Annotated in this window: 22 protein-coding genes; 12 read left to right on the top strand and 10 right to left on the bottom strand. The window is 64.5% G+C overall.

Annotation, left to right across the window (positions count from 1 at the left end):
• Positions 1 to 143: 143 nt before the first annotated feature.
• Together phbB and KVT37_RS12380 are read right to left on the bottom strand one after the other, a co-directional pair.
• Positions 144 to 869 (bottom strand): acetoacetyl-CoA reductase, encoded by a 726-nt coding sequence (phbB, locus tag KVT37_RS12385; protein WP_217573145.1) that lies wholly within the window; start codon positions 867 to 869, stop codon positions 144 to 146.
• Positions 870 to 985: 116 nt separating this feature from the next.
• A complete protein-coding gene (locus KVT37_RS12380; protein WP_217573143.1) occupies positions 986 to 2,170 on the bottom strand; it encodes an acetyl-CoA C-acetyltransferase in 1,185 nt (394 codons plus the stop codon).
• 304 nt (positions 2,171 to 2,474) lie between these two features.
• Here KVT37_RS12380 and phaR point away from each other — a divergent pair, with 304 nt between their 5' ends.
• Positions 2,475 to 3,068 (top strand): polyhydroxyalkanoate synthesis repressor PhaR, encoded by a 594-nt coding sequence (phaR, locus tag KVT37_RS12375; RefSeq protein ID WP_217573141.1) that lies wholly within the window; start codon positions 2,475 to 2,477, stop codon positions 3,066 to 3,068.
• Positions 3,069 to 3,216: 148 nt separating this feature from the next.
• On the opposite strand, the gene KVT37_RS12370 is transcribed toward phaR, so the two are convergent.
• The gene (locus KVT37_RS12370) at positions 3,217 to 4,374 is read right to left on the bottom strand and encodes a citrate synthase (RefSeq protein ID WP_217573139.1); all 1,158 of its coding nucleotides are present in this window, start codon (positions 4,372 to 4,374) and stop codon (positions 3,217 to 3,219) included.
• A gap of 89 nt (positions 4,375 to 4,463) precedes the next feature.
• On the opposite strand from KVT37_RS12370, the gene KVT37_RS12365 reads away from it, so the two are divergent.
• The 6 genes from KVT37_RS12365 (at position 4,464) to KVT37_RS12340 (ending at position 13,770) form a co-directional block, all read left to right on the top strand.
• Positions 4,464 to 5,549, top strand: coding sequence for a citrate synthase/methylcitrate synthase (locus tag KVT37_RS12365; RefSeq protein WP_217573137.1), 1,086 nt, complete (start codon positions 4,464 to 4,466; stop codon positions 5,547 to 5,549).
• Positions 5,550 to 5,919: 370 nt separating this feature from the next.
• The gene (locus tag KVT37_RS12360) at positions 5,920 to 7,050 is read left to right on the top strand and encodes a patatin-like phospholipase family protein (protein WP_217573135.1); all 1,131 of its coding nucleotides are present in this window, start codon (positions 5,920 to 5,922) and stop codon (positions 7,048 to 7,050) included.
• Positions 7,051 to 7,175: 125 nt separating this feature from the next.
• Positions 7,176 to 8,597, top strand: coding sequence for a coniferyl aldehyde dehydrogenase (locus tag KVT37_RS12355; RefSeq protein WP_217573133.1), 1,422 nt, complete (start codon positions 7,176 to 7,178; stop codon positions 8,595 to 8,597).
• Between the two features lie 366 nt (positions 8,598 to 8,963).
• Entirely contained in the window at positions 8,964 to 10,163 is a 1,200-nt protein-coding gene (locus KVT37_RS12350; RefSeq protein WP_217573131.1) for an efflux RND transporter periplasmic adaptor subunit, read from the top strand.
• A 74-nt stretch (positions 10,164 to 10,237) separates the two neighbouring features.
• Positions 10,238 to 13,414, top strand: a complete 3,177-nt coding sequence (locus KVT37_RS12345; protein ID WP_217573129.1) for an efflux RND transporter permease subunit — start codon at positions 10,238 to 10,240, stop codon at positions 13,412 to 13,414.
• Positions 13,415 to 13,611: 197 nt separating this feature from the next.
• A complete protein-coding gene (locus KVT37_RS12340) occupies positions 13,612 to 13,770 on the top strand; it encodes a DUF3309 family protein (RefSeq protein ID WP_217573127.1) in 159 nt (52 codons plus the stop codon).
• On the opposite strand, the gene KVT37_RS12335 is transcribed toward KVT37_RS12340, so the two are convergent.
• Positions 13,771 to 14,727: an SDR family oxidoreductase gene (locus KVT37_RS12335; RefSeq protein WP_217573125.1), complete on the bottom strand. Its 957-nt coding sequence runs from the start codon at positions 14,725 to 14,727 to the stop codon at positions 13,771 to 13,773.
• Positions 14,728 to 14,823: 96 nt separating this feature from the next.
• Between KVT37_RS12335 and KVT37_RS12330 the strand changes: the two genes are divergently transcribed.
• The gene (locus tag KVT37_RS12330) at positions 14,824 to 15,744 is read left to right on the top strand and encodes a LysR family transcriptional regulator (protein ID WP_217573123.1); all 921 of its coding nucleotides are present in this window, start codon (positions 14,824 to 14,826) and stop codon (positions 15,742 to 15,744) included.
• Here the strand turns inward: KVT37_RS12330 and KVT37_RS12325 are convergent.
• Positions 15,702 to 16,877 (bottom strand): MFS transporter, encoded by a 1,176-nt coding sequence (locus KVT37_RS12325; protein WP_217573295.1) that lies wholly within the window; start codon positions 16,875 to 16,877, stop codon positions 15,702 to 15,704. The two genes, KVT37_RS12330 and KVT37_RS12325, sit on opposite strands and share 43 nt — an antisense overlap.
• A 186-nt stretch (positions 16,878 to 17,063) precedes the next feature.
• On the opposite strand from KVT37_RS12325, the gene KVT37_RS12320 reads away from it, so the two are divergent.
• Complete coding sequence (locus tag KVT37_RS12320; protein ID WP_217573121.1) at positions 17,064 to 17,657, top strand: hypothetical protein; 594 nt, start codon at positions 17,064 to 17,066, stop codon at positions 17,655 to 17,657.
• Between the two features lie 125 nt (positions 17,658 to 17,782).
• On the opposite strand, the gene KVT37_RS12315 is transcribed toward KVT37_RS12320, so the two are convergent.
• On the bottom strand, positions 17,783 to 18,091 hold the full coding sequence (locus KVT37_RS12315) for a DUF1244 domain-containing protein (RefSeq protein ID WP_217573119.1): 309 nt from the start codon (positions 18,089 to 18,091) through the stop codon (positions 17,783 to 17,785).
• A gap of 28 nt (positions 18,092 to 18,119) precedes the next feature.
• Complete coding sequence (locus KVT37_RS12310; RefSeq protein WP_217573117.1) at positions 18,120 to 18,917, bottom strand: N-formylglutamate amidohydrolase; 798 nt, start codon at positions 18,915 to 18,917, stop codon at positions 18,120 to 18,122.
• A 235-nt stretch (positions 18,918 to 19,152) separates the two neighbouring features.
• On the opposite strand from KVT37_RS12310, the gene KVT37_RS12305 reads away from it, so the two are divergent.
• Positions 19,153 to 19,641 (top strand): DUF1036 domain-containing protein, encoded by a 489-nt coding sequence (locus tag KVT37_RS12305; RefSeq protein WP_217573115.1) that lies wholly within the window; start codon positions 19,153 to 19,155, stop codon positions 19,639 to 19,641.
• Complete coding sequence (gene pyk / locus KVT37_RS12300) at positions 19,638 to 21,065, top strand: pyruvate kinase (RefSeq protein ID WP_217573113.1); 1,428 nt, start codon at positions 19,638 to 19,640, stop codon at positions 21,063 to 21,065. The genes KVT37_RS12305 and pyk overlap by 4 nt, the downstream gene beginning before the upstream one ends.
• Before the next feature lie 294 nt (positions 21,066 to 21,359).
• On the opposite strand, the gene KVT37_RS12295 is transcribed toward pyk, so the two are convergent.
• The 3 genes from KVT37_RS12295 to ykgO form a co-directional block, all read right to left on the bottom strand.
• A complete protein-coding gene (locus tag KVT37_RS12295) occupies positions 21,360 to 22,421 on the bottom strand; it encodes an alpha/beta fold hydrolase (protein ID WP_217573111.1) in 1,062 nt (353 codons plus the stop codon).
• 159 nt (positions 22,422 to 22,580) lie between these two features.
• The gene (locus tag KVT37_RS12290; protein ID WP_217573109.1) at positions 22,581 to 23,201 is read right to left on the bottom strand and encodes a hypothetical protein; all 621 of its coding nucleotides are present in this window, start codon (positions 23,199 to 23,201) and stop codon (positions 22,581 to 22,583) included.
• A gap of 107 nt (positions 23,202 to 23,308) precedes the next feature.
• Positions 23,309 to 23,434, bottom strand: coding sequence for a type B 50S ribosomal protein L36 (gene ykgO / locus KVT37_RS12285; RefSeq protein ID WP_040974291.1), 126 nt, complete (start codon positions 23,432 to 23,434; stop codon positions 23,309 to 23,311).
• 260 nt (positions 23,435 to 23,694) lie between these two features.
• Between ykgO and KVT37_RS12280 the strand changes: the two genes are divergently transcribed.
• Positions 23,695 to 24,117 (top strand): lysozyme inhibitor LprI family protein, encoded by a 423-nt coding sequence (locus tag KVT37_RS12280; protein ID WP_217573107.1) that lies wholly within the window; start codon positions 23,695 to 23,697, stop codon positions 24,115 to 24,117.
• Position 24,118: the final 1 nt, after the last annotated feature.

Below are 24,118 nucleotides of genomic sequence, written 5' to 3'. Positions count from 1 at the left end.
AGGCGGCCCCGATGTCAGGGCCGCCTGGAGCAATTCCAGGAAAAGTGTGAGCGGTTTTCCGTCCGGAATTGCGTCAAAACAAAGAGAGAGCGGTTCACCGTTTCCATGAAACGGTGAACCGCTCTCTCTCTAACAATCTGGTCTCAGGCGAAGTACTGGCCGCCATTGGCGGTGATGGTCGACCCGGTGATGAAGCCGGCCTCGTCGGAGGCCAGGAAGACGACGCAGCGCGCGATCTCTTCCGGCTCGCCGAGGCGGCCGACCGGGATCTGCGGGATGATGCGCTCGTTGAGCACTTTCTCGTCGATCGCCTTGACCATTTCGGTTGCGATATAGCCGGGGCAGATGACGTTGACGGTGATGCCGGCCCGAGCCCCTTCCTGCGCCAGCGCCTTGGAGAAGCCGATGTCGCCGGCCTTGGCGGCGGAGTAATTGGCCTGGCCGGCCTGACCCTTCTGGCCGTTGATCGAGGAAATGGTGATGACGCGGCCGAATTTGCGCTCACGCATGCCGTTCCACGCAGGATGCGTCATGTTGAAGACGCCGGAGAGATTGGTGTCGATCACGTCCTTCCACTGCGCGGGCGTCATCTTGTGGAACATGGCGTCACGGGTGATGCCGGCATTGTTGACCAGCACCGCGACCGGGCCGAGATCGGCCTCGACCTTACTGATGCCGGCGGCGCAGGCGTCGTAGTCGGCAACGGACCATTTGTAGACGGGGATGCCGGTCTCGGCCTTGAACTTCGCGGCAGCCTCGTCATTGCCGGCATAGTTCGCCGCGACCGAGTAGCCGGCATTCTTCAAGGCAACCGATATCGCCGCGCCGATGCCGCGCGATCCACCGGTGACGATTGCTACCTTGCTCATGTGGTTCCTCCTCCCTAAAGTTTTTGGTGAATGGTCAATAGTGAATGGTGAATGATCGAAGAGCGCCGGTTACCCAGGCCATTCACCATTTGCCATTCACCATTCACTCTCTTTTCTCACAGCGCTTCCACGCACATGGCGACGCCCATGCCGCCGCCGATGCACAGCGTGGCGAGGCCTTTCTTGGCGCCGCGGCGGCGCATCTCGTAGACCAGCGTGTTGAAGACGCGGGCGCCCGAGGCGCCGATCGGGTGGCCGATGGCGATCGCGCCGCCATTGACGTTGACGATCGAGGGATCCCAGCCCATGCCTTTGTTGACGGCGCAGGCTTGCGCGGCGAAGGCTTCGTTGGCCTCGACGAGGTCGAGGTCCTTGACCGACCAGCCGGCCTTTTCCAGCGCCCGCTTCGAAGCCGGAATTGGTCCGGTGCCCATGATCGCCGGATCGACGCCGGCGGTCGCCCAGGATGCGATGCGCACCAGCGGGGTGATGCCGCGGCGGGCAGCCTCGGCCTCGGTCATCAGCAGTGCGCCGGCGGCGCCGTCATTGATGCCGGACGCGTTGGCCGCGGTGACCGTGCCGTCCTTGTCGAAAGCCGGCTTCAGCTTGGTCATGGCGTCGAGCGTCGCGCCGTGGCGGATGTACTCGTCCTGGTCGACGACGGTATCGCCTTTCCTGCCCTTGATGGTGAAGGCGACGATCTCGTCCTTGAACCTTCCGGCCTTCTGAGCGGCCTCGGCCTTGTTCTGCGAGGCCAAAGCGAACTCGTCCTGGGTTTCGCGGGTGATCTGGAACTGGCGGGCGACATTCTCGGCGGTGTTGCCCATGTGGTAGCCGTTGAAGGCGTCCCACAGGCCGTCCTTGATCATGGTGTCGATCATCTTGTAGTCGCCCATTTTGACGCCGGCGCGCAGGTGCTCGGCATGCGGCGACAGCGACATCGATTCCTGGCCGCCGGCAATGATCACCCTGGCGTCGCCGGTGGCGATCTGCTGCATGCCGAGCGCGATGGCGCGCAGGCCCGAGCCGCAGACCTGGTTGAGGCCCCATGCGGTGGTTTCCTTCGGCAGGCCGGCATTGATCGAGGCCTGGCGCGCTGGGTTCTGGCCTTGCGCGGCGGTCAGCACCTGGCCGAGGATGACCTCGTCGACTTCGTTTGCCTCGACATTCGCCCGGGCGAGCAGCTCCTTGATGACCACGGCGCCGAGCTCATGCGCCGGCGTGGCGGCGAAACTGCCGTTGAAGGAGCCGACCGCGGTGCGGGCGGCGCTGGCGACGACGATGGCATTGGAAGCGGACATTTTCTTCTCCAGACTTCGAGTGGTCGTATTTTCGGGATCGCTTTAGGACTTTCTTGCCCGTTCGAACCCCTGAGTCAAACCGGAAATGGGCATGGCCGCCATGCGCGGCAAGCGGAGCGGGCACCGGTTGCGGTAACATGGCGTTGACCGCGCGGCGGTTTTTGTCGTGGCTATGCAGCATTAATTGATGCCGCAGTGCACAAACCACTTGGAATTGTGACGCTTTTGCGCTTATCCTCGACCAGGGCGCAATCGTTACCGGCCACTTACTCCATGAGGTGCCGGTGTCCTGGGGAGGATACGGATGGCCGCAAAAGACGACCCGATCGTCATCAAAAAATATGCCAATCGCCGGCTCTATAATACCGGCACAAGCACCTATGTGACGCTTGAGGACTTGGCCGAGATGGTCAAGAAGGGCGAGGAGTTCACGGTCCAGGACGCAAAGACCGGCGACGACATCACCCATCCGGTGCTGACGCAGATCATCTTCGAGCTGGAGAACAAGGACGGGCAGAACATGCTGCCAATCCCGTTCCTGCGACAGCTCATCTCTTTCTACGGCGATCAGATGCAGATGATCGTGCCGAGCTTCCTCGAACAGTCGATGATCGCCTTCTCCAAGGAGCAGGAGCGGTTCCGTGAGCAATTGAAAGGCGCCTTCGGCAAGGCACCGATCGACATGATGAAGACGCCGATGAAGGCGCTCGAGGAACAGACGCGCCGCAACGTCGAGATGTTCCAGAACGCGATGCGCATGTTCACGCCGTTCCCGTCGGCCGGGGGCAATTCCGCGGCACCGGCCGAGCCGCCGAAGAAGGAAGAGAAGTCCGACGATCTGCAGGAATTGAAGGCGCAGATCGCGGCGATGCAGCGCAAGCTGGACACGATGTCTTAGGGTGCGTTGATATTCAGGTGAGGCCGGCCTGCGAACGACGGCTGCCTGCGCTTCCGGTGCTCACGTACTTTGAGTACGCTCCGCTCCGGTTCTCGGCAGCCATCGTTCTCGACTCGGCCTGACCCGAATCTCGACACACCCTAGCGCTTTACCCGTCGCCAACCGCCCTCTCAGCCGGCCCGTCATAGCGGGCGCGCGGCCTGATCAGCCTGTTGCTGGTCACCTGCTCGATGGCGTGCGCGGTCCAGCCGACGCTGCGGCCGAGCGCGAACAGGCGGAAGGGTGCGTCGGCCGGCAGGCGCAGGCTGCGCGTCATCGCGGCCAGAGCGAAGTCGATGTTGGGATGCAGGCCGGTCGCGGCAAGAACCGCCTTGCGCAATTGCACCAGCCCGTCATCGATCTTGAAGCCGGCGAACAGGCCCTCGGCGCGCGGATCGCCTTGCGGATAGAGCGGATGGCCGAAGCCGGGCAGCGGCCGGTCATGCGCCAGCCAGCGGGCGATCGCTTCGTCAGGACCCAATCGCTCCGCATCCTCGACAAGGGCGATCGCCGCCGCGCCCGCGCCGCCATGACGCGGCCCGGTGAGCGTCGCCAGGCCGGCGAGCAGGCAGGCGGCGACGGGCGCGCCGGTGGAGGCGGCGACGCGGGCGGCAAAGGTCGAGGCGTTGAGCTCGTGATCGGCCAAAAGCACCAGCGCCTTGCGGATGAACTCGGCGCCGGCTGCTTCCACCGACCAGCCCTGCGCCAGCCGCGTATGCACGGCTTCGGAACCCGGCGTGGCGCCGAGCGCGGTGGCCAGGGCGCTGGTGGCGGCGGCGCCGTCCCGCTGCAGCATGGCCGGCCGGCGGCCGAGCGAGGGCCAGCCTTCGGCTGCGAGCGCCGAAAGCCTGGCGAACGCCGTTGGCGTGCCGCTGTGCCTTGCTGCCGAGGCGGTCAGCGAAGCGAACGACACGGGAGAGTCCGACGCCCACAAGAGCGCTGCCGCTTCCTCGAGCGTTGCCGACGCTGAAAATTCCACCGCATCCTTGCCGCGATAGACGAGGCGGCCATGCAGCACCGTCGAGATGGCGGTGGTGATCGCCGGCTCGCCCCAGGCGATGGCGCTCTCGGCGATCGCCTGCGGGCTCCTTCCGCGATCGCGGCGCGTGGCAAGTGCCGCGATATCGTCGGCGCGGTACTGGCTGCGGCGCGGGTCGGTGTCGTCCGGCTTCATGCCGATACGGCCGCGGCTGACATAGGCATAGAGCGTCTGCGGCCGGACGTTCAGCCGTTCCAGCGCCTGCTCCCGCGTCAGCCACTCCGTCATTTGTCGCCTTACATTGATTATCTTGATCAAGATTGATGCATTGATTGACGAGCATTAATTGCAATGCGCAAAAGGTCAAGGAGACGATCATGGCAAATGGGCTCGACGATGTTGTGGCGGCCGATACGGTGCTTTCCGATGTCGACGGCGCCGGCGGGCATCTGACCATACGCGGCCATTCGCTGGCAGAGCTCGCCGGCCGCTGGCGCTACGCGCAGGTGGTGCGATTGCTGTTCGACGGCTTCTTCGACGAGCTTCCAGGCGATAGCGAACTGGAGAAGGCGATCGGCAAGGCCCGGGTGGAGGTATTCGATCGTGCGAAACCGATGCTCGCGCAGCTTGCGCCGCTCGACATCTACAGCGGCATGCGCGCCGGCATGGCCATCCTGCCGGATGGCGACGAGCTTGCCGATGCGCTGCGGCTGATCGCGGCGCCGGCGGTGCTGACGCCGGCGCTGCTGCGTCTTGGCGGGGGCGAGACGCCGATCGCTCCCGACGCAAAAGCCGATCATGCCGGCGACATGCTGCGGATGCTCTCCGGCATCGCCTCGCCAACGCTCGCCAAGGCGCTGGACAGTTACCTGGTGACGGTCTGCGACCACGGGCTCAACGCCTCGACCTTCGCAACCCGCGTGGTGGCGTCGACGCAGGCCGGACTGACCTCGGCGATCCTGGCTGGGCTCGGCGCATTGAAAGGCCCGCTGCATGGCGGCGCGCCGGGGCCGGTGATCGAGATGCTGGACGCCATCGAATCCAGCGGCGATGCCACCACCTGGCTCAGCAACGAGATCGCGCATGGCCGGCGCATCATGGGTTTCGGCCATCGTATCTACCGGGTGCGCGATCCACGCGCCGACGCATTGAAGGCCGTCGTGCGGCAGCTCGCTTCGCGCAACGAGACTGGTAGCCGTCTCGCTTTCGCTGAGACCGTGGAACAGGCGGCGCTCGAGGTGCTCAGGATCGCCAAGCCGCAGCGCTCGATCCAGACCAATGTCGAGTTCTACACCGCGCTTCTGCTCGAAGCGGTCGGTTTCCCGAAAGAGGCGTTCTCCAACGTCTTTGCCGCAGGCCGCGTCGCCGGCTGGATCGCGCATGCGCGCGAGCAGCAGGCCACCGGGCGGCTGATCCGGCCGCAGTCGCGTTATGTCGGGCCGGTGCCCGATCTGGTTGCCTGAAAGCAGTTCCTCTCCCCCGCAAAGCGGGGGAGAGGTGGCCCGGCGAAGCCGGGACGGAGCGGGGGACGCCGGCCGTGGAGCAGTGTCCCTTTCGGGTGAGATCGAACTCTCGATTGCGCTGGAGTAGCTTCCGAGCGCAAACTTTCGGTGGCGGCGAAGGCCCCTCTCCGTCCCGGCTTCGCCGGGCCACCTCTCCCCACTTCGTGGGGCGAGGAAAGAGCGTCTCGCGACCAAAATCTCACCTGATCACGCTTGTGTGTTCGTGTTCTTGCCTTGGTTCGTCCTTATATGCTGCACTGCAACATAAGCAGCCGGAAGCTGCCCTTCGCAATGACGCAAGGGCAGCCAGCCGCAACAGGACAGGAACGCCATGGCGAAGAACGGCAAGGCGGAGGAAAAGAAGAAGATCAACATCGCCCTTCAGGGCGGCGGCTCGCACGGAGCCTTCTCCTGGGGCGTGCTCGACCGTCTGCTGGAGGACGGCAGGTTGGAGATCGCGGCGGTGTCCGGCACCAGCGCCGGCGCCATGAACGCGGTGGCGCTGGCCGACGGTTTTGTCCGGGGCGGCGTGGAAGGCGCGCGAAAGAAGCTCGACGATTTCTGGCGGGCGGTGGCCTCGAAGGGCCGTTTCAGCCCGGTGCAGCGCATGCCGTGGGACGTGGTCTGGGGCAACTGGTCGATCGAGAACACGCCCGGCTACGTTTTCTTCGACACGATGTCGCGGGTGTTCTCGCCCTATGTCGCCAACCCGCTAGGTCTCAACCCGCTGCGCGATGTGGTGGAGCAGGAGATCGATTTCGGCAATGTGCACGCCTGCAAGTCGATGGAACTGTTCATCTCGGCGACCAATGTCGAGACCGGACAGCTGCGCGTCTTCTCCGATGGCGAGATCGACCTCGATACGGTGATGGCCTCGGCCTGCCTGCCGCAGTTGTTCCAGGCGGTGGAGATCAAGGGCGTGCCCTATTGGGATGGCGGCTATGGCGGCAACCCGGCGCTCTATCCGTTCTTCAAGACGGCGGCGACCGAGGACGTGCTTCTGGTGCAGATCAATCCGGTGGTGCGCGAAGGCACGCCGAAAAGCGCCAACGAGATCCAGAACCGCATCGACGAGATCACCTTCAACGCCGGGCTGCTGCGCGAATTCCGCTCGATCGCCTTCGTCAAGGAACTGATCGCGGCCGGGCGCCTGCCGCATGGCGAATATCGCGACATCCGCATGCACCGCATCGATGCCGATGAGGCGTTCAAGGATCTGTCGGCGTCGTCCAAGGTCAATGCCGAATGGGCTTTCATCGCCTATCTGCGCGACCTCGGCCGCAGTGCCGCCAGCGACTGGCTGGAAGAGAATTACGACGCTGTCGGCAGCCGAGCGACTCTCGATCTGTCGGGCGAGCTCGACGACGGTTTCAAGCCGCTGCGCGGCCCGGCGCCGGGCCGCCGCGTCAAGGAATTCCTCGCCGCGCGCATCAAGCCCGAATCCGCGCGTCGGCGGGCTTAGAGCGGCATCCAACCTGTCAGCAAGTCTGTTCCAACTGTCAGTAGCTTCCCCGACGGAATCGGTGAGGTGCTGGATCACGCCTGCGGCGCGATGTAGTCTTACCTGAACGTAAAGGGGAGATGGCGATGCTGCAGACCAGACAGAACGCTCTCGGAGTCCGGTTTGAAGCGCAATGCAGGGCCTTCGAGAAGGAGCCGTTCCCGACGCTGGACGTGCGCAAGGACCGGCTGAACCGCCTCTTGGCGCTCACCGAGAAGCACGAGGCCGAGATCTGCGCCGCGATCGACAGCGATTTTTCCGCCCGTTCGGCACAGGAAACGCGGCTTGCCGAATTGTTCGTCGTGCGCGCGGGCATCAGGCATGCGCTGTCGCATCTCAGCGCCTGGATGCGCGAGCGCGGCGTCGCCACCAGTCTGCCGTTCATGCCGGGACGCAACCGCCTGTTGCCGCAGCCGCTTGGCGTCGTCGGCATCGTCTCGCCCTGGAACTACCCGTTCCAGCTCGCCATCGCGCCGGCGACCGCGGCGATCGCGGCCGGCAACCGCGTGCTGCTAAAGCCGTCGGAGCTGACGCCGAAATTTTCGGACCTGCTCGCCAGCGTGGTCGAGAAGTACTTCGCCGCCGACGAGGTCAGCGTGATGGTCGGCGATGCCGAGGTCGGCAAGGCGTTCGTGTCCCTGCCTTTCGACCATCTGCTGTTCACCGGCTCGACCGCCGTCGGCCGCCAGGTGGCGCTGGCCGCGGCCGTCAATTTGACGCCGGTGACGCTCGAGCTCGGCGGCAAGTCACCGGCGATCTTCGATCCGTCCTGCGACCTCGACGCGGCGGTCGCCAGCGTCGCCTATGGCAAGCTGCTCAATGCTGGCCAGACCTGCATTGCGCCGGACTATCTCATGGTGCCGCAAGGCCAGGGCGCGGCAATCGCGGCCAAGTTCGCCAAGGCAATTGCGAAGCTCTATCCGCGCCTCGGCGACAATCCTGACTATACGGCCATCGTCAGCGAGCGGCATCATCGGCGATTGAACGACATGGTCGCCGAGGCGCGCGACAGCGGCGCTGACCTCATCGAGGTCAATCCGGCGAACGAGACGCTCGGCGTCAGCGACCGCAAGATGGCGCCGGTGCTGGTGCGCAACGCGGGCGAAAATCTGCGGCTGATGCGCGAGGAGATTTTCGGGCCGGTGCTGCCGATCATCGAATACGGCACTGTCGACGAGGCCATCGACCATGTGAACCGGGGCGAGCGTCCGCTGGCGCTCTACTGGTTCGGCAGCGACAGCGCCAACCGCCAGAGGGTGATGCGGGAAACCGTGGCGGGCGGCGTCACGGTCAATGACTGCATGATGCATCTGGTGCAGGAGCGGCAGCCTTTCGGCGGCGTCGGCGACAGCGGCATGGGCGCCTATCACGGCGAATGGGGTTTCCGCACCTTCAGCAAGGAAAAGCCGATCTTCATCCAGTCGAAGCTCAGCGCCGGCGGCCTGCTGCGTCCGCCCTACGGCAAGACCTTCGAGCGTATCTTCCGGTTGCTGAACCTCATCACTTGACAGCTTCAGCCCAGGAAGGGCGGAGGCAGAGCCGCGCTCAATCGGGTAATCGCCGCCGGATGTGAAAGATTTTTTGCATCATGCTGACGGCTGCTGCCAGTAACCTTGGGGAAACCTGGCGAAACTCGTCGGCGTGCCCGCAAAAGCGGCAGTCGGCTCGCAGAAAAGCCCTGTTTTGTCGAGGTATTGCGTTCCTTGGCGCAATGATCCGGCAACTTTTCCGACTATATTGCGCCGCAACTTTCAGGTAGAAGGCGCGCTTCGCTGTTCACGGCAAATTGAACTGGACCAAGCGCGCACCCATATCGGCCGCGCGCCCGAAGTCGGAAGCGCCGACCTCGCCAGGTCCTGCAACGGAAAATGACGATGCCGAAAATCAGGTTTCACAAGCTTGCAGCCATTGTCGTGCTCATCGGTTTCGCGGCCTGGATGGGTACGGGCGCGTTTTCTTCCGTCGGCAGCGCCGCAAATAAGTCGGTTACCACCGACAAGTCCACTGACGCCGGCAAGCTGGCGCAGCCGGACGCCGCGAGGCCGGAAGCTGCGAAGCCGAACACGGCGCAAGCCGAGCCCAAGGCAGCGCCGCGTACCGTGGCGGTGGTGACGCCGCCGCGCAAGACCTATGCGCGCGCCATCCGCATTTCCGGCCTCACCGAGGCCGACAAGCGCGCCGTGCTGGCGACGCGGGTTGCCGGCGTCATCGAAAAGCTGCCGGTCAAGCAGGGCGATCACGTCAAGACCGGCGACCTGGTGCTGATGCTCGCCGCCGAGGAGAAGATCTCCAACGTCGACAACGCCAAGCAGCTTCTTGTGCAGCGCAAGGCCGAGCTCGACGCCGCCGAGCGGCTGGCCAAGACCGGCAACCTGCCGAAGCTGCAGCTCGACACCGCCCGCTCCAATTTGACCCTGGCGCAATCGCAGCTCGATACCGCGCAGGCCGAACTCGATCGCAACGAGGTCAAGGCGCCGTTCGATGGCGTCATCGACCGCATTCCGGTGGAACTTGGCAGCTCGGTGATGCAGGGCGGCGAGGTGGCGACGATCTTGAAGCTCGATCCGGTGATCGCGCGCGGCGAAATCAGCGAGCGCGACCTGCGTTACGTCAAGATCGGCGACGAGGCCGACGTGCGTCTGGTCAACGACCAGAAGGTCACCGGCACGGTTCGCTACATCAGCCGCGATGCCTCGGCGCAGACCCGCACCTTCCGCGTCGAAGTGGCGATCCCCAATGGCGACGGCTCGATCCCCGCCGGCATGACGGCCGAGATCGCGCTCAGCGCCGAGCCGACCAATGCGGTCATGCTGCCGCGCTCGGTGGTGACGCTGGGCGACAAGGGCGACCTCGGCATCCGCGCCGTCGGCAAGGACGACAAGGTGGCGTTCTTCCCGATCGACCTGGTCGACGACACGCCGCACGGCCTGGTGCTGGGTGGCATTCCGCAGGATGCGCGCATCATCGTCGCCGGTCAGGAGCTGGTGAAGGAAGGCGACCTGGTGAAGCCCGTCGAGGCCGACCAGGCGACCATCAACAAGCTGATCGGCGAAGCCACCGCCGGCACGCAGTAAAGCACGACTCGTCCATCGCCGGACCAACCCGGCGATGGCGGTCCGCAGCCTCCGAAGCTTAACAGGCCGAAGTCATGGATATCGTCAGACTCGCCATCAACAACGCCCGCCTCACAATATCGGCGCTGCTGTTCCTGCTCGTCGCGGGCTGGGTCGCCTATCAGTCGACGCCCAAGGAAGCGGAGCCTGACGTTCCGATCCCGATGATGTATGTCAGCCTGATCTATCAGGGCATCTCGCCGGAGGATTCCGAGCGGCTGCTGCTCAGGCCGATGGAAAGCAAGCTCAAGAGCCTCAAGGGGCTGAAGGAGATGCGCTCGGCCGCCTTCCAGGGCGGTGGCTACGTGCTGGTCGAATTCCAGCCGCAGACCGATCTGGCGACGGCGCTGCAGGATACGCGCAGCAAGGTGCAGGACGCCAAGGCCGACCTGCCGCAGGCGGCCGAGGAGCCGACGGTCAACGAGGTCAACGTCTCGGAATTTCCGGTTCTGGTCGTCACGCTTTCCGGCGATGTGCCGGAACGTGTGCTGACGTCGGCCGCGCGCGAGTTGCGCGACCGCATCGAGGAAGTGCCCGGCGTGCTCGAAGGCTCGCTGCAGGGCGCGCGCGACGACCTCGTCGAGGTCGTGATCGATCCGGTGAAGCTTTCCTCCTACGGGCTGCAGCTCGACCAGGTGATCCAGGGCGTCGCCGCCTCCAACAGCCTGGTCGCCGCCGGCAATCTCGAAGGCTCGGAGGGCAAGTACGCGGTCAAGGTGCCGTCGCTGATCGTGACGCCGGAAGATGTCGCCAACCTGCCGGTGGTCGCCACGCCGAACGCCGTGGTGCAGGCCAAGGACGTCGCCACCATCCGCTCCACCTTCAAGGATGCCGAGACGGTCACCCGCCTCGACGGCAGGCCGGCCATCGCCATCGAAGTGAAGAAGCGCATCGGCGCCAATCTGATCGACACGCTGACCCATGTCCGGCAGGTGTCCGACACCTTCATCAAGACGATGCCCGAGGGCATGCACGTCACCTACACGCAGGACAAATCGGTCTTCGTCAACCAGCTGCTGGGCGACCTGCAGAACCATGTGATGATCGCCGTCATCCTGGTGTTCATCGTCATCCTCTATGCACTGTCGGGGCGGGCTTCGCTGCTCATCGGACTTGCCATTCCGTCGTCGTTCCTAATGGGCATCCTGCTGCTCGCCATGATGGGCTACACGATCAACATGATCGTGCTGTTCAGCCTGATCCTGGCCGTCGGCATGCTGGTGGACGACGCCATCATCGTCACCGAGTTCGCCGAGCGGCGCATGAGCGAGGGCATGCCGAAGGCCGATGCTTTCGCGCTCGCCGCCAAGCGCATGGCCGGCCCGGTGATCGCCGCCACGATGACGCGCATCGCCGCCTTCTCGCCGCTGCTGTTCTGGCCCGGCATCATCGGCGACTTCATGAAGTACATGCCGATCACGCTGATCGTGACGCTGTCGGCCTCGATGCTCTACGCGCTGGTCTTCGCGCCGACCTTGGGCGCGATCTTCGCCAAGGCGCCGGAGCATCACGAGGACGATCATCGCGACGGCTGGTATATGGCAATCGTCAAGCAGGCGGTGCGCTTCCCCATCACTGTCATCCTGCTCACGGTCGGCCTTCTGGTCGGCGTCGGTTTCGCCTATTCGAAATATGGCGCCGGCGTCGAGTTCTTCCCCAGCGTCGAGCCGGACTACGGCCTGCTCTATGTGCATGCGCGCGGCAATCTTTCGCTGGCCGAAATGGACGCGGCGACGAAGACGGCGGAAAACCGGCTGCTCGGCTGGCCCGGTGTGAAGTCGGTCTATACCCGCGTCGGCAAGACGCAGGGCGGCGGCCAGGATGTTCCGGAAGACGTGGTCGGCGTCATCCAGTACGAATTCGTCGACTGGCGCGAGCGCAAATCCGCCAACCAGATCCTCGACGATCTGCGCGGCGTGATGGCCGGCATCCCGGGCGTCGATGTCGAGGTGCGCGTGCCGGAGGCCGGCCCGCCGACCGGCAAGCCGATCCAGATCCGGTTGTCGGCGGCCGATCCGGCCGGGCTCGACGACAAGGCGCGCGCGGTCGCGGCACGGATCGCCAAGGTGCCTAGTGTCATCGACATTTCGGACGGCCTGCCGCCGCCCGGCGTCGATTGGGCGATCGAGGTCGACCGCGCCAAGGCGGCGCAATATGGCATCAGCCCGACATCTGTCGGCACCGTGGTGCAACTGGTGACCAACGGCCTGAAGCTGTCGGAATACCGGCCGGCCGGTGCCGACAAGGCAGTCGACATCCGGCTGCGCCTGCCTGAGGACCGGCGCACGCTGTCGACGCTCGACGAGCTCAGGGTGCAGACCTCGCAAGGGTCGGTGCCGATCTCGAATTTCGTCGTCAGGAAGCCCGAGCCGACCGTCGGCGTGCTCAACCGCATCGACGGCGCGCGCACCGTGGTGGTGCAGGCCAATGTCAGCGCCGGCGCCCAGGTGGCGGCGGTGCAGGAGCAGGTGACGAAGGCCGTCACCGACATGGGCCTCGGTAGCGGCATACGCTGGAAGTTGGCCGGTTCCAACGAGGACAGTGCGGAGGCCAGCGCGTTCCTCGGCAAGGCCTTCGGCGCGGCGCTCTTCCTGATCTTCCTGGTGCTGCTGGCGCAGTTCAACAAGTTCACCAGCGTGTGGCTTGTCCTGTCCTGCGTGGTCATGGCGACGATCGGTGTGTTCCTCGGCTTGCTTTTGACGGGCGAGGCCTTCGGCATCGTCATGTCGGGCATCGGCGTGATCGCGCTCGCCGGCGTGGTGGTGAACAACAACATCGTGCTCATCGACACCTATGACCGGCTCCGTGAGGAAGGCTGGGACAAGATGGACGCGGTGCTGCAGACCTGCCGCGAGCGCGCGCGCCCGGTGGTGCTGACGGCGGTGTCGGCCATCCTTGGCGTGCTGCCGATCGCCTTCGGTCTCGGCCTGGAAATCTTCCATCACGAGACGACGATCAACGCGCCGTCGACGCAATGGTGGATTTCGCTGTCCTCGGCGATCGTCTTCGGCCTGTCCTTCGCCACGCTGCTGACGCTGGTGGTGACGCCGTCGATGCTGATGGTGTTCACCCGCGCCAAGGTGAAGCCGGGCGCTGGGCGCAACTGGTTCAGCCGCCTGTTCGGCCGCGGCGGAGGCAAGGTCTCGACCGACGTGCCCGCCAGCGAGGCCGGCGTCGAGCCGGCGGAGGCCTTCCCGAAAGCCGCGGAATAGAGCGGTTTCACAACCCCAAAGATAAAAGCCGTCCGGGAACAACCGGGCGGCTTTTTGCATTGTTCCTTCAAGTTTATCAGTGCGTTTCACCGTTTTGCGGAAACGGTGAAACGCCCTATCTCCTTGTTTTTACGCAATTCCGAACGGAAAACCGCTCACACTTTTCCTGGAATTGCTCTAGACGGCGAGGGTTTATCATGACCATCACCACACTTCTCGTAATCATCCTGGTTCTGATCTTGATCGGCGCCGTGCCGGCATGGCCGCATTCCCGCTCCTGGGGCTACGGGCCGTCCGGCATCGTCGGCGTCCTTTTGATCGTGTTTCTGATCCTGCTGCTGATGGGCAGGATCTGATCAAGCGGCAAGACGCGAGGACTCGGCTGATATGCCGATATCCCGCAGCGCCTCCTTCACCGCTTGGTCGAGCGGGGTGTGCGGGATTTCGCCGATCACCTCTTCCAGCCGCGTCGAAACCAGCCGGTGCGCTTCGAAGCGCAGATAGGACATCGAGACGATCTCGCGCCACATGGCGACGAACGGGCTGCCGGCGCGCAGCACCCACCAGGGCATGAAGGAGAGCTTCAGTTTGCGGTTCAGCGCCTTCTCGGCGGCGGCCTTCATGTCGAGATCGGTGATCGCGTGGCCGGGGAAGTTGATGGCTTCATAGAAGCCGAGCTTGTCGAGATTGCGGGCAAGGCCGACGAAGCCAACGGCGAAGTCCGGCAGATAGGCCCATTCATGGGTAAGGTCGGCCGGGCCGGGCGCGGTGTAGACGCCCTTGTTCATCTTGGCGGCGACGACGAGATCGAACCACGAGCCTGAGCCGGTGCCGCCGAAGAAATCGCCGGCCCTGAGCACGATGGTGCGCACGCGGCCGGCATCGGCCTCGCGGCGGAACAGGTCCTCCATGGCGCATCGGATGCGGCCCTTTTCGGTGGTCGGATGGAACGGCGTTGCTTCGGTGATCACCTGCGGCATCGGTGAGCCATAATTGTAGACGGTGCCGGGGAAGAGATGCAGCGTGTTGTTCGCGCGGCAGGCGGCCATGACGTTCTCGGCCATCGGCAGGCACTTGCCCCAGTCGGTGTAGATCGGGTTCAGGCCGTTGAAGACGATGTCGACGCCTTGCGTTGCGCGGATCAGGGAGTTGCGGTCGAGCGCGTCGCCGGCAACGGCCGTGGCGCCTTTGAGTTCGGCCGGCACCTTGCCGGTGCGGGTGACGGCGCGGACGTCGAAGCCGGCGTCGATGAAGGCCTTGCCAACCACGCGGCCGAGCCGGCCATTGGCGCCGAGGATTGCGATCTTGGTCATCTGTTCTCTCCATTGCTTGCGTTTGCCCGGCTAATCTGATGCGTTCACGAACGAATTGAAATTGACTGAGATCGGCGTTCTGTTATTCAAAACTGAATGAAGGAATTCGACTGGAACCTGATCAAGAGTTTTGTTGCGGTCGCCGAAACCGGCAGCCTGTCAGGCGCGGCGCGCAGGCTTGCGGCCAGCCAGCCGACACTCGGCCGTCACATCGGCGAGCTGGAGCAGGCGCTCGGCGTCACGCTGTTCCGGCGCGGGCGGCGCGGCTATGAGCTGACCGAGGCGGGTAGCACGCTTTACGAGCGCGGCCGGGCGGTCAGCGAGCAGGCCAATGCCTTTTCGCTGCTGGCGCTGGGGTCGGTCGAGGCGATCGAGGGCACGGTGCGCATCGCCGCCTCGGAAGTGGTCGCCGCCTTCGTGCTGCCGGACATGATGGCGCGGCTTGGCGAGGAGGAGCCTGGCATCGAGGTCGAGATCGTCGCCTCGAACCAGGTCGAGAACCTTTTGCGCCGCGACGCCGACATCGCCATCCGCATGGTCAGGCCGGCGCAGAACGAGCTGGTGGCGCGCAAGGTCACCGACATTCCGCTCTGCTTATGCGCCGCCAGCTCCTATCTCGACCGGCGCGGCCGTCCCAAGACGCCCGCAGATCTTGCCGATCATGCCTTGGTCGGCTTCGACCGAAGCGACGAGATCATTCGCGGCTTCACTTCGTTCGGCATTCCGGTCGGCCGCAGCCATTTCCGCTTCCGGACCGACAACCAGATCGTGCTGTGGGAGGCGGTGCGGACCGGCAATGGCATCGGCATCGGCCAGGAGCCGCTGGCCGATGCCGATCCGGAGCTGGAAAAGCTGTTTCCGCAGGTGCCTTTGCCTCTGCCCAATTTGCCTGTCTGGCTCGCCATGCATCGCGACGTGCGCACCAGCATGCGCATCCGCCGCGTGGCGGATTTCCTTCATGAAGAGCTGAAGCGCTATTCGGCGGGCATAGGTTCGGGAGCGAATTCGGCCCGGTGAGCGAGGCTCGCCATCAGCAGCACGATCACCAGCAGGCCGGACAGCGCAATGAAGATCGGTCCGAAGCTCGAATGCTCGGCGACGAAGCCGATCGCCGACGGCGCCACCAATATGCCGGAATAGCCCATGGTGGTGACGACGCTCATGCCGGTGCCGGACGACATGCCTTCCTGGTTGCCGCCGGCCGAAAACAGGATCGGCACCATGTTGGCGATGCCGAAGCCGCAAAAGGCGAAGGCGGCAATGGCAAGGTAGGGCGAGGGCGACAGCCCTGCGACCAGCATGCCGGCGGCGGCGACGAGCGCCGAGCCACGCAACGTCGCCACCGCGCCGAAGCGGTTGCGCACGCCGTCGCCGAGGAAACGCATCAGCGCCATGACGCCGGAGAAGGCGGCATAGGCGAGACCGGCGACCGCGAGATCAGCGCCCAGTTCTTGGTGCAGGAACAGCGCCGCCCAGTCGAGCACCGCGCCTTCCGAGATCATGGTGAGCAGCGCCATCAGCCCGACCAGGTAGACGGCCGTGTGCCGAGGCAGCGTGAACTTCTGATGCTCGACCGCCTGTGGCTTGTCTTCGGCGATGAGGTAGCGAATGGCAAAGGCGATGATGGCGAAGGCGACCACGGTCACCGCGACGGCATGGGGCAGATAGCCGTAGTTCTGGATCGAATAGCCGCCGAGCGCGCCGCCGGCGAAGCCGCCAAGGCTCCAGAAACCATGCGAGGACGACATGATGGCGCGCGAGAGTTTTCGTTCCACAACGACGGCATTCGAGTTCATCGCGACATCCATACCGCCGATCGAGCCACCGAAGACCAGCATGGCGATCGCCGCAAGCGGCACGTTGGGCGCGAGCGCCACGATCAGCAGGCCGAAGCTGCCGCAGACGCCGAACCAACGCGTCACGGTGCGCGAACCATGCCTGGAAATGAGATGGCCGCACCAGGTCATGGCCATGACGGCGCCGACGCCGAACAGGAGGATCAGCAGGCCGAGCGTGAATTTGGTGATGTCGAGCCGGGTCAGGAACACCGGGATCTGCGGCGCCCAGCTGCCGGTGAGAAAACCATTGGCGAGGAAAATGCCGGCGATGGCCCAGCGGCCGCGCGTCGCGGCCCGCGTCGTGGTCTGCATGCTCATTGTTCGAAGTCCGCTACGCCAAAATGGCTTTGGGCGGGAAATTAGATCGATTCAATTTGTAGTCAAGCTCCGCCGAACGAAAGTGCTTGGGCCAAGCCGCGTGACCGAGAGGGAGCTTCTCGCCCGAGCCGGAACGGGGCACAGTCGCAGTGTCCATCCCAAGACATCATAGGACCCAGCATGACCGCTCTGCTCCCTGCCGAACTCGCCTGGTACGCCACCGGCCGCTTTTATCGCGCCAAAGATGGCGCAGTGGCCGATTACGGATATTTCCTGCATCTGCCCTTCTTCGACGTGCCGCTGTCCGACGCTAATCGCGCCGAGACAGGTGCGTATTTCACTTTCGCGGCAAGGCCATTCAAGGCTCAGGGGATCGAGAACGGAGTGCTGTCGCTCGGGCTCGATCCGGTGGGCGAGTTCTCGCTCTATCTGCAGCGTCGGCCGACATGGACCTTTGACGACCCGGCTTCGTTCGCGCGCGGCGAATGCATCGCCACCTTCCGCCGCACCAGCCTGGTGGTGGGCACGACGGTTGCGGTCTCCGCGGGCACGACGATGGTGCAGTTGATCGGCACCAACGTGTTCAGCGCGCGCCTTGTCGCCAGCAGCGCGTTTGAGTTCGGCGGCGGCCGCCACGATCTGGCGGACTATCTCGGCGCGGGCGTGACCCAGTTCGGCACCTCCGCAGCCACGCCGATCGCGCCGCCGCCGGCCGGTTATGATCTGGTGCTGCCGTTCACGGGATCCGCCATAGCGTTGGGCCGAACCGGGTAAGGCCTCGACGCGGGATCGAGACTGCTAGAGCGTTTCACCGTTTCACGGGAACGGTGAAACGCCCTATCTCCTTGTTTTTACGCAATTCCGGACGGAAAGCCGCTCACACTTTTCCTGGATTTGCTCTAATGATCCTTCGGTCGCCTTGCCTCGAACTCCGCCTTCTTGGCGTCCGGCGCCTCGGTCTGGTTGAGCGCCTGCCATTCGGCATAGGGCATGCCGTAGATGATCTCGCGCGATGCGTCCTTGGACAGCGCCACTCCATCCGCCTCGGCGGCTTCGCGATACCAGTTGGACAGGCAGTTGCGGCAGAAGCCGGCGAGGTTCATCAGGTCGATGTTCTGGACATCGCCGCGTTCGCGCAGATGCTTGACCAGCCGGCGGAAGGCGGCTGCCTCGAAATCGCGCTTCTGGTCGTCGCTGAGCTCGGTCATGGGGGAAACTCCCGGCCTGTCGGCCATCTCACACCGGCCCGGTGCGCGAGCCGAACATTTTCACCTGGTGTATATCGGCACGGCGGTCGATGGCGTCAACGATCGGCGCCAGGCGTTCGGCCCAGGCAAGCGCGCCGGCACGGTCGGCGATCAGGTCCTGGCGGATCTCGATCAGCGCATGCGCATAGCCGTTGACGATCGCGTGACGGAACATGGTGTCGCCGCGCAGCGCGCCGTCATAGGGTTCGTTGTCGCCGACGACGAGGGACTTGTCTGCAGCCAACGCGTCGATCAGCGGCCGCGCCACGCGGTCGTCGCGGTCCCACAGGACGCCGACATGCCAGGGGCGGACAAAACCCTGCATCACCGGCGTGAAGGAATGCACCGAGAAGATGAAGGGCGCCTTGCCCGAGGCATGGGCGACGGAGGCGATCATCGCGCCGACGGCGTCGTGATAGGGGCGGTAGAAGCGGTCGAGCCTCCGCTCGCGTTCTTCCGCCGCCATCGGATAATTCCCCGGCACCACGGTGCCGTCATAGAGCTGACGGATCATGGTCGGGTCGTCCTCGCCGCGATTGGGATCGATCAGCAGCCGCGAGAAGCCAGCCAGGATCGCCGGCGCGTCGAGTGCCGTCGCCAGCTCGCGCGTCACGGTCTCGACGCCGATGTCGTAAGCGATATGGCGCTCGAATTCGGACGCCGGCAAACCGAGACTGCCATATTCCTCCGGCAGGTCGCGGCGGGCGTGATCGGCGAGAAGCACGATGCCTTTCTTGCGGTCGCCCTCGACAATGTCGAACGGCGCGAAAACTGTGGATCGGGTCATCAGCTGAAAAGGGGATGGCGGCTTCGGTGTGGTATCGTCATTCCACGAAGAGGACACTGGCGCAATGCCGTTGTTTGGCCAAGGTTTCCGCAAAAAATCCCCGACGGGACAGGAAATTGCGCGACCAGCCCTTCTAAATCGATTGGAATTGAACAAAACGGCGCGTTGACATGCGACCGGAGTTTGCTGAAAAGGGCTTCGAGAGATGCAAATGTGGTTCGCAAGGGGATCTGCGATGGGTTTTGGCGGTCGGTTGCGCAAGCGCCTGGCCGTGCCGTTGCTGATCATCGGCGCGGGATTGGGCGCGGTTTTCGCGACCTCGCCGGCCCGGGCCGACTTCCGCGTTTGCAACGCAACGCAAAATCTGGTGGGCGTCGGCATCGGCTATCGCGCCAAGGCCGGCTGGATCACCGAGGGCTGGTGGCACATCGAAGGATCGACCTGCAAGACGCTGATCGAGGGGCCGCTGTCATCAAGGTTTTACTATCTTTATGCAGAAGACGCCGAACGCGGCGGGCGCTGGGATGGCCCGATCAACATGTGCGTCGCCGAAAAAGAGTTCAAGATCGCCGGCGTGAATGATTGCGTCGCCCGGGGCTTCCAACGCGCCGGATTTCAGGAATATGACACGGGTGAGCAGGCCAGCTGGATGGTCCAGCTGACTGACGAGCCCGCAACGGGAGGCGCGCCAGCGACCCCCGCCCCGGGAACAAACAGTCAATGAGACGTAACCGCAAGGTCAAGATCCTCGCCACCATCGGTCCGGCTTCCTCCTCCGAGGAAATGCTGAAGAAGCTCTTCGAAGCGGGCGCCGATGTCTTCCGCATCAACATGAGCCATACCGACCACGAGCTGATGCGCACGCTGGTCGGCCGCATCCGGGCCGTCGAGGCCGCCGTCGGTCGGCCGATCGGCATCCTTGCCGATCTGCAGGGTCCGAAGCTCAGGGTGGGCAAGTTCGCCAACGTCAAGGAAGCGCTGACTCCTGGGCAAACCTTCACGCTCGACGACAATCCGGAACCCGGCACGTCGAAGCGGGTCTATCTGCCCCATCCCGAGATCCTGAGTTCGGTCGAGGCCGGTCACCGTCTTTTGATCGACGACGGCAAGCTCGAGCTGAAGGCTCTAAAGAGCGACGGCAAGTCGATCACCTGCACCGTGGTTGCCGGCAGCGGCATTTCCGACAAGAAGGGCGTCAGCCTGCCCGATACCGATCTGCCGGTCGGCGCGCTGACCGAGAAGGACCGTGCCGATCTCGACGCGGTGCTTGCCACTGGCGTCGACTGGGTGGCGCTGTCCTTCGTCCAGCGGCCCGAGGACCTGGCGGAGGCCCGCAAGATCGCGCGCGGCCGCGCGCTGATCATGGCCAAGATCGAGAAGCCGCAGGCGGTGGCGCGGCTCCCCGAAATCATCGAGCTCTCCGACGCGCTGATGGTCGCCCGCGGCGATCTCGGCGTCGAGATGCCGATCGAAGCGGTGCCAGGCATCCAGAAGCAGATCACGCGCGCGGCGCGGCGCGCCGGCAAGCCGGTGGTCATCGCCACGCAGATGCTGGAGTCGATGATCACCGCGCCCGTGCCGACCCGTGCCGAAGTCTCCGACGTGTCGATCGCCGTCTTCGAAGGCGCGGACGCGATCATGCTTTCGGCCGAATCCGCGGCCGGCGCCTATCCGGTCGAAGCGGTCGCCATGATGAACCGTATCGCCACCAAGGTCGAAGCCGACCCGACCTATGCCGGCATCATCAACGCGCAGCGTTCGGAACCGGAAGCGACCGGGGCCGACGCCATTTCGCTGGCCGCGCGCGAGATCGCCGAGACGCTGAAACTGTCGGCGATCATCTCCTACACCGCGTCGGGCACCACCGGCCTGCGCGCCGCGCGCGAGCGGCCGCAGGTGCCGATCGTGGCGCTGTCGCCGATCCTCAACACGGCGCGCCGCCTGTCGCTCTTGTGGGGCACGCATTGCGTCGTCTCGCCGGATGCGACCGACCTCGACGACATGGTCGACAGGGCCTGCCGCATCGCGCTGGAAGAAGGTTTCGGCAAGCCGGGCGACCGCGTCATCATCACCGCCGGCGTGCCGCTCAGGACGCCCGGATCGACGAATATGCTGCGGATTGCGTATGTCGGGTCGGATAGCCACTAGCTGCCGATCGCCGGGTCGATTGCTGATCGATTAGGTCGGCAAAAGGGGCCGTTGGGCGCGCGGCATGAAAGCCTTCAAGGTTGGCGCTGCCCCTCATCCGCCTGCCGGCACCTTCTCCCCGTATAGTGACGGGGAGAAGAGGGCTGGCCGCAAACTTGGTGCCTGTCCTGCTAGGTTGGCGAAATCGTCGATGGCGGCGTTCCTTCTCCCCGTCACTATACGGGGAGAAGTGCCCGGCAGGGCGATGAGGGGCAGCGCTGACCTGAGGTCGTTGGCGACTGCAACGCGAACTCATCAGGTCGGCGCGAGTTCAGCGTCGGGAACCTTGATGTCCGGGCATTTGTCGTCGTTATAGGCGTCGCCGGCGATCCGGCCCTCCACCGTCTTTGCCATTGCCTGCAAGTCGATTGGCGCGCCGGCCACCTTCTCGATCGCGCCGATGACGAGGTCGGGGGCGATCCAGTCCGGCTTATGGCCGAGATTGCGGACCCAGATCAACTCGGCGCCGGGGATATCACGCTCCAGCCCGACGGAATGGATCGTCGCATAGACCACCTTGTCGCGATCGCCCGAGATGACGACGGTCGGCGCCTTGATCTCGCGGTAGGCAGGCGAGGCGGCGCGGACATAGTCGTAGAGCTGGGCCACGTCGCGGGCATTGGCGCGGAAGGCGGATGGCCTGAGCACCAGCGGGATCGCGGCTTTGCCGATGTAATCGTCCGGCAGGTCGTTGGGTGAAAAGACGCATGCCGTCGCGTTGCCGATCTGCAGCATGCCGGCCGGATAAGCGAGCGTTTCGGAGAAGAGCCAGCCGACCACCGGCATGGCGGTGAGCTTGTAGTACCAGGCGGTGGCACCGCCCGGCCAAGGGTGCGTGGCGGGCGAGATGAAGACCAGCCCCAACGTCTTCTCGGGATGCTGGCGGGCGAAGGCCGTGGTGATCGCGCCGCCGAAGGAATGCGCGACGATGACCGCCTTCTTGATGCCGAGGCGGTCCATCAGCGCAGCAATGGTGTCGGCCTGTTTCGCCAGCGTTTCATTGTCGCCACGCTCCGACCAGCCGAAGCCCGGGCGGTCGAGGAACAGCATTTCGGCGCGGCCTTCGAGCAGCGGCTTTAGCGGCAGCATCTGGTCCTTGAGATTAGCGCTGGCGCCATGGATGAAGACCACAGGCGGCAGATCGGCGCCGGCCGGCGCCGGGATATGCACATAGTGGATGCGCGCGCCGTCGATCTCGGCGAATTCGCCGACCGGCGGATTGCGGCGCTCGATCGACCAGACGCCGGCGCGGGTGACGCCGGCGAAGGCAAAGAGGAGCGCGACGAGGAAGAGGAAGGCGGCGCAGATGAGGTTCATGCGGGGAAATACGGGAGTGGGATGGGATTAGTTTACGGCAGTAGGCAGTAGGCAGTAGGCAGTAGGCAGTAGGCAGTAGGCAGTAGGCAGTAGGCAGTAGGCAGTAGGCAGTAGGGGGAGGTTCAGAGCCCTATTGCCTAATCCCTACTGCCTACTGCCTTAAATTCCTTCTCCCGCCAGCTCTTCCGAAAGCGTCGACACCTGGTTCTGGGCGCTGCGCATCATCGGATAGATGGCCAGCACCTTCTGCCAGGCTTCCAGCGCCGACTGCTTGTGGCCGGTCTCGGCCATGATCTGGGCGAGGCCCGAAAGCGCGCCGAAATGGCGCGGCTCGAGCTGCAAGGTGCGATCGATGTCGGCCATCGACTTCCCGTAATTCTTCATCAGGAAATGCACGGTGGCGCGGCGGTTCCAGCCTTCGGCGTAATCGGGCTGCAAGGTCACGACCTGGTCGAGGAAATCGAGCGCGACGTCGAATTTCTGGTCTTCCGTCGCCTTTTGCGCCCATCGCATCATCAGGTCGATCGAGGCGCTGCCGGACTGGTTCCACTCGTTCCAGATACGGCCGGCGATGCGCTCGGCGGCCTTTTCGTTGCGCTCGCGCTTCAACTCGTTGAAGAGCTGGTCGAGTCGGCCCTGCCTGGTCGGAGCGGCCGGCGGCGGTGTTGCGGCGGGTGGAGCGGCGTCTGGAGGCAGCGCGCCTGGCACCGTTTCCGCTCCCGCAGGCAAAGCTGTGCCGGAAAGCAAAAGGGCGGCGAAAAATGCAAAAAGAATCCGCATCGCCGGAATCTAACCCCGGACGGCGGATCGTCCAAATGATTTTAGCGTGAGAGCGCCGGCGAACCGGCGCGCAACATCTGCGCGGCGTGGACGCCGCGCAGCAAGTCTCAGCCCTGGCGCGCCTTGTAACGCGGAGCGGTCTTGTTGATGATGTAGATGCGTCCCTTGCGGCGAACCAGCCGGTTGTCGCGGTGACGCGCCTTGAGCGCCTTGAGCGAATTCTTGATCTTCATGGTCTTGCCTGTTCGGTCAGGGCCCGTCCCGGGCCGAATTTTAAAAGGCGCGCCCGGAAAAAAGCGCGCCTTTGAACTTGCGGTGGCTCATAAACGAGGAGTGTCGTGCGTGTCAACCACGTGACGATGCCGGAATAGGGCAATTGGCGCGATCCATCAAATATTCGCCATCCCGGCAGCATGGCATTGCGCGACTCGAGGTCGACTGGAATGGTGGGGCGGCTGGGATGGTGTCCACGCCCAAGCGACTGGAGATTCCCATGCGACGTCTCTTTCTGTCCGCCTGTCTGGTCCTTCTGGCGACCGCTCCGGCTGCCTTTGCCGAGGATTGCGACCGCAACGACGACAGCCAGTCGATGATGAATATCTGCGCCGATGCCGACTATCAGGCGGCCGATGCCAAGCTCAATGCCGCCTATAAGAATGTCGTCAGCCGCAACGATCAGGCCTCGAACAAGCTGTTGCAGACGGCACAGCGCGCCTGGATCGCCTTCCGCGACGCCGAATGCGCCTATTCGACCGCCGACAGCGAAGGCGGCTCCATCCACCCGATGGAGGTGTCGCAGTGCCTGACCAAGCTCACCACCGAGCGCACGAAACAGCTCAGTTCCGACGCCAACTGCAAGCTGAGCGATCCGAGCTGCGCCGGATCGGACGCGAGCGACGACCAGGATCTTCAGTAGG

It is taken from the genome of Mesorhizobium sp. GbtcB19, assembly GCF_019091085.1.
Classification (GTDB): Bacteria; Pseudomonadota; Alphaproteobacteria; order Rhizobiales; family Rhizobiaceae; genus Mesorhizobium.
This window is presented reverse-complemented; position numbering and strand designations above follow the sequence as displayed.

Bases quoted from the DNA above. Each gene is read 5' to 3' on its own strand.
- phbB (WP_217573145.1), bottom strand. From the start codon at position 869: ATGAGCAAGGTAGCAATCGTCACCGGTGGATCGCGCGGCATCGGCGCG.
- KVT37_RS12380 (WP_217573143.1), bottom strand. From the start codon at position 2,170: ATGTCCGCTTCCAATGCCATCGTCGTCGCCAGCGCCGCCCGCACCGCG.
- phaR (WP_217573141.1), top strand. From the start codon at position 2,475: ATGGCCGCAAAAGACGACCCGATCGTCATCAAAAAATATGCCAATCGC.
- KVT37_RS12370 (WP_217573139.1), bottom strand. From the start codon at position 4,374: ATGACGGAGTGGCTGACGCGGGAGCAGGCGCTGGAACGGCTGAACGTC.
- KVT37_RS12365 (WP_217573137.1), top strand. From the start codon at position 4,464: ATGGCAAATGGGCTCGACGATGTTGTGGCGGCCGATACGGTGCTTTCC.
- KVT37_RS12360 (WP_217573135.1), top strand. From the start codon at position 5,920: ATGGCGAAGAACGGCAAGGCGGAGGAAAAGAAGAAGATCAACATCGCC.
- KVT37_RS12355 (WP_217573133.1), top strand. From the start codon at position 7,176: ATGCTGCAGACCAGACAGAACGCTCTCGGAGTCCGGTTTGAAGCGCAA.
- KVT37_RS12350 (WP_217573131.1), top strand. From the start codon at position 8,964: ATGCCGAAAATCAGGTTTCACAAGCTTGCAGCCATTGTCGTGCTCATC.
- KVT37_RS12345 (WP_217573129.1), top strand. From the start codon at position 10,238: ATGGATATCGTCAGACTCGCCATCAACAACGCCCGCCTCACAATATCG.
- KVT37_RS12340 (WP_217573127.1), top strand. From the start codon at position 13,612: ATGACCATCACCACACTTCTCGTAATCATCCTGGTTCTGATCTTGATC.
- KVT37_RS12335 (WP_217573125.1), bottom strand. From the start codon at position 14,727: ATGACCAAGATCGCAATCCTCGGCGCCAATGGCCGGCTCGGCCGCGTG.
- KVT37_RS12330 (WP_217573123.1), top strand. From the start codon at position 14,824: ATGAAGGAATTCGACTGGAACCTGATCAAGAGTTTTGTTGCGGTCGCC.
- KVT37_RS12325 (WP_217573295.1), bottom strand. From the start codon at position 16,877: ATGCAGACCACGACGCGGGCCGCGACGCGCGGCCGCTGGGCCATCGCC.
- KVT37_RS12320 (WP_217573121.1), top strand. From the start codon at position 17,064: ATGACCGCTCTGCTCCCTGCCGAACTCGCCTGGTACGCCACCGGCCGC.
- KVT37_RS12315 (WP_217573119.1), bottom strand. From the start codon at position 18,091: ATGACCGAGCTCAGCGACGACCAGAAGCGCGATTTCGAGGCAGCCGCC.
- KVT37_RS12310 (WP_217573117.1), bottom strand. From the start codon at position 18,917: ATGACCCGATCCACAGTTTTCGCGCCGTTCGACATTGTCGAGGGCGAC.
- KVT37_RS12305 (WP_217573115.1), top strand. From the start codon at position 19,153: ATGGGTTTTGGCGGTCGGTTGCGCAAGCGCCTGGCCGTGCCGTTGCTG.
- pyk (WP_217573113.1), top strand. From the start codon at position 19,638: ATGAGACGTAACCGCAAGGTCAAGATCCTCGCCACCATCGGTCCGGCT.
- KVT37_RS12295 (WP_217573111.1), bottom strand. From the start codon at position 22,421: ATGAACCTCATCTGCGCCGCCTTCCTCTTCCTCGTCGCGCTCCTCTTT.
- KVT37_RS12290 (WP_217573109.1), bottom strand. From the start codon at position 23,201: ATGCGGATTCTTTTTGCATTTTTCGCCGCCCTTTTGCTTTCCGGCACA.
- ykgO (WP_040974291.1), bottom strand. From the start codon at position 23,434: ATGAAGATCAAGAATTCGCTCAAGGCGCTCAAGGCGCGTCACCGCGAC.
- KVT37_RS12280 (WP_217573107.1), top strand. From the start codon at position 23,695: ATGCGACGTCTCTTTCTGTCCGCCTGTCTGGTCCTTCTGGCGACCGCT.